Source organism: Bradyrhizobium sp. (assembly GCF_049581145.1).
Classification (GTDB): domain Bacteria; phylum Pseudomonadota; class Alphaproteobacteria; order Rhizobiales; family Xanthobacteraceae; genus Bradyrhizobium.
The window spans coordinates 1-5,760 of the sequence record NZ_JBAURI010000738.1; the positions used below are offsets into that span (position 1 = coordinate 1).

Below are 5,760 nucleotides of genomic sequence, written 5' to 3' on the forward strand. Positions count from 1 at the left end.
CGTCCCGCTCTCCCGGCTCGCGGTGGCAAATCTCTCCGATCTCTCAGCCACGAAAAAAGGGCCGCTTGCGATGAGCAAGCGGCCCAAGTCTAGGGAGGAAACGCCCAAGGAGGGCAGCGATAACGCCATAAGCGCTACCGCACCGCAACAATATGCGACCGCGATGCACAAAAGGCAAGGGTTTTCGCGCTGTTTTGCATGCAAAATTTGCAGACCTTGCACGCGCGCCACACCCGCGCCGGTTCATGAAATTATTAATATTTTACAAATGGTTACCGTGTATGCCCTGAGACGAGGCCGGGCTGGCGGTGCGCTGCCGGGCCAAAATTCGCGATTTCGTGATCGGCCACCTCGCGGCGGGATGCGTCCCACGCAGGCGAGACTACGTATCCAAAATACCAGATCGATCTCAGGGATCATCGTGCATGGCTCGACGGATTGAGCTAGGCAGAGGGCGATTCTCCAAAAGCCAAAATTCTCCCAGAGCTCCAATTCACTTAAGGCACCGAGGAAACCACGTGACGGTCATCGACTTTTCCGCCTTCATCGGCCGCCTGGCGACATCGGCCGGCGAGACTATCCTGCCGTTCTTCCGAACCTCGCTCTCCATCGAGAACAAGAGCAGCAGTCGGGAGTTCGATCCGGTGACCGAAGCCGACCGCGCCGCGGAAGCGGTGATGCGGCGGCTGATCAAGGCCAATTTCCCCCAGCACGGCATCGTCGGCGAGGAGTTCGGCAACGAGCACGAAGACGCCGACTATGTCTGGGTGCTCGACCCGATCGACGGCACCAAGTCCTTCATCGCGGGTTTTCCGGTCTGGGGCACCCTGATCGCGCTGCTGCACCAGGGCGTTCCGGTGTTCGGGATGATGCACCAGCCCTTCATCGGCGAGCGCTTCTCCGGCGACAACGGCTCGGCCAACTATCAGGGGCCGTCGGGGGAACGAAAATTGGCGGTGCGGCGCTGCGCCTCGCTCGCCGAAGCGACCTGCTACACCACGAGCCCGCTGTTGATGAACGACGGCGACCGCGAAGCCTTCGGCCGGGTCCAGAGCGCGGTGCGGCTGCCGCGCTACGGCGGCGATTGCTATTCCTATTGCATGCTCGCGGCCGGACATCTCGACCTCGTGGTCGAGACCGAATTGAAGCCCTATGACATCGCGGCTCTGATCCCGATCATCACCGGCGCCGGTGGCGTCGTCACCAACTGGGAGGGAGAACCCGCGCAGAATGGCGGCCGCATCATCGCAGCCGGCGACGCGCGGGTGCATGAGGAGGCGATCAAGCTGCTCAAGGGCTAGCCTGCCGAGCACCTAGACCCCGGCTTTTTCAAGCATTTGCATCTCGACGGCGCGGCAAACTGCGCTAGCATTGCATCTTCGATAAGATTTCCGCCGGTCGCCATGCGAGCAACCGCATGCGGCGCCAAGGCCGGAAGCGCGGGAGGTGTTCATGAGAGGTGTTGACGCGAGATGTGTCGGCGCGCTGGCGGTGGCGCTGTCGTTCTTGCTGCTGCCGGCTCTGGCGGCGGCCGAGGATTTTCCGGCCCGGCCGATCCGGCTGATCGTGCCGTTTCCACCGGGCGGTCCGAACGACATCATCGCCCGCGTCGTCGGGCAGCGGATGGCGGAACTGTTCAAGCAGCCGGTGGTGATCGACAATCGCGGCGGACAGGCCGGCGTGCTCGGGACCGACGCGGTGGCAAAGGCCAAGCCGGACGGCTACACGATCGGGATCACCAGCGCGAGTTCGCTGGTGATCAATCCGATGATGGAGCAGGTCGCCTACGACGTAAGCAAGGATTTCGCGCCCGTCAGCCTGGTTGCGACGGTGCCGGAAATGCTCGTCGTGGCGACCAACGTTCCGGCCAGGAACATGAGCGAACTCGTGGCGCTCGCCAAGGCCGAGCCCGGCAAGCTCAATTTTGCCTCCTCCGGCACCGGCGGCCTGCCGCATCTGGCCGGCGAATTGTTCAAGCAGACGGCGAAGATCGATATCGTCCACGTGCCCTATCGCGGCGCCGCGCCCGCCATCAATGACCTGCTGGGCCAGCAGGTGCAGATGACATTCCTCGATCTGCCGGTGATCCTGCCGCAGATCAAGGCGGGCAATCTGCGCGCGATCGCGCTTGGCGCGCGGCAGCGCGCCCCCACCGCGCCGGACGTGCCGACCACCGCGGAAGTCGGCATGCCCGAGCTCCTGATCGAGAACTGGTACGGCATGATCGCGCCCGGTGCCACGCCCGCGCCGATCATAGCGGCCCTCAACCGCACAGCCTTCGAGGCGATGGCCGACCCCGCGGTCAAGCAGAAGCTTGCCGAGCAGGGGCTGACGCTCGCGCCCGATTCGCCGGAGCAATTCCGCAACTTCATCGCTTCGGAGACGGAGAAGTGGGGCAAGGTGATCAAGAACGCGGGCCTCGAGACCACAAAGTAACGGCTCTGGTATATTGATCTAACGGAATGCTGGTGTCCGCCTTTCCGGAAAATGCTTCTATTGCGCCGTCCGCCGCAGATGCTCCACCAAAAGCTTGGCCGGGCGCGGCAGCGTTTTGAAATCGCGGGCACAGATCACGAGCCTGCGGTTGGCCCAGGCGTCACGGATCCGGCACATCGCGATCGGCATCGAGCGCGCGCAGCGTCTGGCGGCGGCTTCCGGCACCACGGCCATGCCGACCTCGGCCGCCACCATTTGGCAAATCGCGTCGAAATCCCGCAACCGGGCCCTGACGCGCAGCCGCAGGCCGAGTTGTGCCGCGTGCTTGCCGATATGGGCCTGCAGCGCGGTGGCGTTGGTCAGTCCGACGAAGTCCTGGCCGGCAACCTCCTTGAAATCGATCTGGCGCCGGCCCGCAAACCCGCTGCGCCGCGCGAACACCAGCAACAGGCGATCCTGGCCGAAGGCAAACCGCTCGATCGTCTCGGGCAGCGCGTGCTCGGCGGCAAAGCCGAGATCGGCGGCGCCGGTGACGATGGCCGTGGCGATATCGATGCTCTCGCGCTCCTCGACATCGACGTCGATATCGGGATGGCCGCGCAGGAATGCCGCCAGCGCTTTCGGCAGATGTTCCGACAGGCCCGAGGTGTTGGCGAGCAGCAGCACGCTGGCCCGCACGCCGGAGGCAAAGCGCGCGAGATCGCCGCGCATCGCCTCGACATCCTGCATGACGATGCGGGCGTGGTCGAGCAGGCTCTCGCCGGCCGCGGTGAGCTCGACGCCGCGGCGGCCGCGCTTGAACAGCGCGACGGAGAGCGCGGTCTCCAGCCCCTTGATTCGCGCGCTGGCCGAGGCGAGCGCCAGATGGGCGCGGTCCGCGCCGCGCGTGATGCTTCGGCACTCCGCTACCGCGATGAAGAGCCGGAGGTCGACCAGGTCGAAACGCATGGCGCATTCTCGTCTCATCAGCCTTCGTCAAGAACGAAGGCTGTCTCCGTAATCTGCAGATTGTGCGGATTGCGCCGATTGGTCAATGTGCCGCGATGTCGTTCGAACCGTTGCTGTTGCTGATCGCCGCCGTCTTCATGCTCGCGGGCTTCGTCAAGGGCGTGATCGGGCTCGGCCTGCCAACAGTATCGATGGGCTTGCTTGCGGTCGCGATGCCGCCAGGGCAGGCGCTCGCCATCGTCATCCTGCCGGCGGTCGTCACCAATATCTGGCAGACCTTCGCCGGCCCTCATCTGCGTGACATCATCCGGCGACTGTGGCCGCTGATGGCCGGCACCATCGTCGGCATCCGGCTCAATGCGGGCGCGCTCTCCGGACCCACAGCGCGCTACGGCTCGATCGCGCTCGGCGTGCTCTTGGTGATCTACGCGATCGTGGGACTGAGCAGGTTCGCCTTCGAGGTCACGCGCCGCGACGAGAAATGGGTCGGCGGCCTGGTCGGCATCGTCACCGGACTGATCGCGGCGGCGACCGGCGTGCAGGTGCTCCCCTCGATGCCGTTCATGCAGGCGATCGGCATGGAGAAGGATGAACTGGTGCAGGCGCTCGGCGTGTTCTTCACCGTCGCGACGCTGGCGCTCGCGTTCAATCTCACGGCCGCCGGACTGTTGAAAGCCTCGACCGCGCTGCCCGGCGCGATCGCCATGGCCTGTGCATTCGCCGGCATGTTCATCGGCCAGGCCATCCGCTTGCGGCTGCCGGCGGATGCCTTTCGCCGCTGGTTTCTGGTCGCGATGATCGTTCTCGGAGTCTATCTCGCAGCCAGCGCGATTCTTGAGCTTCAGCGCGCCTGAAGCAGCGCGAGGCGGGCGCCGAGATAGACGAACAGGCCGCCCAGCGCGCGATTGATCCAGCGCAGCGCGTTGCCGGATTGCCTGACCTGGCTCGCTGTCCTGGCGGCGAACGCGGCGACGCCAAGGCACCACAGCGTTCCGTTGCCGATGAAGATCAGGCCGAGCAGCACGAATCCCACTGCCTTGTGCGCCGAATCCGCGCTGACGAATTGCGGCAGGAAGGCGAGGAAGAACAGCGCCACTTTCGGGTTGAGCATGTTGGTCAGCGCGCCCTGCACGAACACCCGCCGCAGCGAAATGGCAGCATCTCCGACCCGCGCATTGGCGACATCCGGCTGCGGCCGCGACACCAGCATCTTGATGCCGATGCAGACGAGATAGATCGCGCCCGCCCATTTCACCGCAGCGAAGGCCGTCGCCGATGCCGCGAGCAGCGCCGAAAGCCCGATCGCGGCACTGAAGACATGGACCAGGCAGCCGGCCTCGATTCCGAGCACGGCAGCCGCGCCGCCCCGCCATCCCAATTGCACGCTGCGCCCGACGATGTAGGCGGTATCGGGACCCGGCGTGATGTTGAGCAGAAGCCCGGAGAGAATGAAAAGCCAGAGGTCGTGAATGCCCAGCATAAATAAGCCCACCTCAAGACGAACGAATCGTATTTTGCACGTCCACCGCTATCGAGCGCAATCCCACGCGAGGCGGTTCCGATGCTATCTTGCCCCGCGACACGCGCCGGTCTTGGATGTCTGCTCGCTGATCGGTTCGGAGCGGACTTTCCCGCCGGCAGCCTGCTTTATAACCATTGGAATTGGCGGCCCGCCAACGTACTGGTGGTCACCGATTCCGGACCAGGGGAGATGATGCAAAGACGCCTCGCTGCCATCGTTTGCGCCGACGTCGCCGGTTATGCGCGCATGATGGGCGTCGATGAAGCCGGCACGCATGCCGCGTTCAAGGCTCACCGCAGCGCGATCTTCCCGATCATTCTCAACCATGGCGGCCGGATCGTGAAGAATACCGGCGACGGCTTCCTGCTGGAGTTCAGAAGTGTCGTCGGCGCGATCGAATCGGCGATCGAGATGCAAACGCTGATGGCCGAGCGCAACACGCACCTCCCCGCCGATCGCGTCATGCGCTTCCGTCTCGGCGTCCACATGGGAGACGTGATCGCCGACGAGGACGAAGTGTTCGGCGACGGCGTGAACATCGCCGTCCGCCTCGAAGGCGTGGCCGTTCCCGGCGGTGTGGCCGTTTCCGACAAGGCCTATCAGGAGGCGGCGAGACATCTCGGCCGATCCCTGGTGGATGGCGGCAGTCACCTTTTCAAGAACATCGAGGAACCGGTCCAGGTCTGGAGCTGGGAGCCGGACGGGTCCGAGCCGGGCGGCTCCGAGCCCAAGCCTGCATCGAACCTGCCGCCGCAATACCGCACCGCGATCGTGGGCGTGCTTCCCTTTGCCAATCTCGCCGACAGCGCTGAGGACTATTTTTCAGACGGATTGACCGAGGATCTGATCCACGC

Annotated in this window: 7 protein-coding genes; 5 read left to right on the forward strand and 2 right to left on the reverse strand. The window is 64.7% G+C overall.

What is annotated here, in order from left to right:
* The 3 genes from WCB02_RS24185 to WCB02_RS24195 all read left to right on the forward strand — a co-directional run.
* A partial coding sequence (locus WCB02_RS24185) for a hypothetical protein (protein ID WP_423962126.1) occupies positions 1-442 on the forward strand: 442 nt, incomplete at its 5' end.
* A 76-nt stretch (positions 443-518) separates the two neighbouring features.
* The gene (gene hisN / locus WCB02_RS24190; RefSeq protein ID WP_423962127.1) at positions 519-1,301 is read left to right on the forward strand and encodes a histidinol-phosphatase; all 783 of its coding nucleotides are present in this window, start codon (positions 519-521) and stop codon (positions 1,299-1,301) included.
* 151 nt (positions 1,302-1,452) lie between these two features.
* Positions 1,453-2,436 carry a tripartite tricarboxylate transporter substrate binding protein gene (locus WCB02_RS24195; RefSeq protein ID WP_423962129.1) on the forward strand — a complete coding sequence of 328 codons (984 nt, stop codon included), beginning with the start codon at positions 1,453-1,455 and terminating at the stop codon, positions 2,434-2,436.
* 57 nt (positions 2,437-2,493) lie between these two features.
* Here WCB02_RS24195 and WCB02_RS24200 read toward each other — a convergent pair whose 3' ends face one another.
* On the reverse strand, positions 2,494-3,384 hold the full coding sequence (locus WCB02_RS24200) for a LysR substrate-binding domain-containing protein (protein ID WP_423962131.1): 891 nt from the start codon (positions 3,382-3,384) through the stop codon (positions 2,494-2,496).
* A gap of 95 nt (positions 3,385-3,479) precedes the next feature.
* On the opposite strand from WCB02_RS24200, the gene WCB02_RS24205 reads away from it, so the two are divergent.
* On the forward strand, positions 3,480-4,238 hold the full coding sequence (locus WCB02_RS24205) for a sulfite exporter TauE/SafE family protein (RefSeq protein WP_423962133.1): 759 nt from the start codon (positions 3,480-3,482) through the stop codon (positions 4,236-4,238).
* Here WCB02_RS24205 and WCB02_RS24210 read toward each other — a convergent pair.
* Entirely contained in the window at positions 4,226-4,864 is a 639-nt protein-coding gene (locus WCB02_RS24210; RefSeq protein ID WP_423962135.1) for a LysE family translocator, read from the reverse strand. The two genes, WCB02_RS24205 and WCB02_RS24210, sit on opposite strands and share 13 nt — an antisense overlap.
* Before the next feature lie 234 nt (positions 4,865-5,098).
* Between WCB02_RS24210 and WCB02_RS24215 the strand changes: the two genes are divergently transcribed.
* The coding region (locus tag WCB02_RS24215; protein WP_423962136.1) for an adenylate/guanylate cyclase domain-containing protein at positions 5,099-5,760 on the forward strand (662 nt) is incomplete at its 3' end.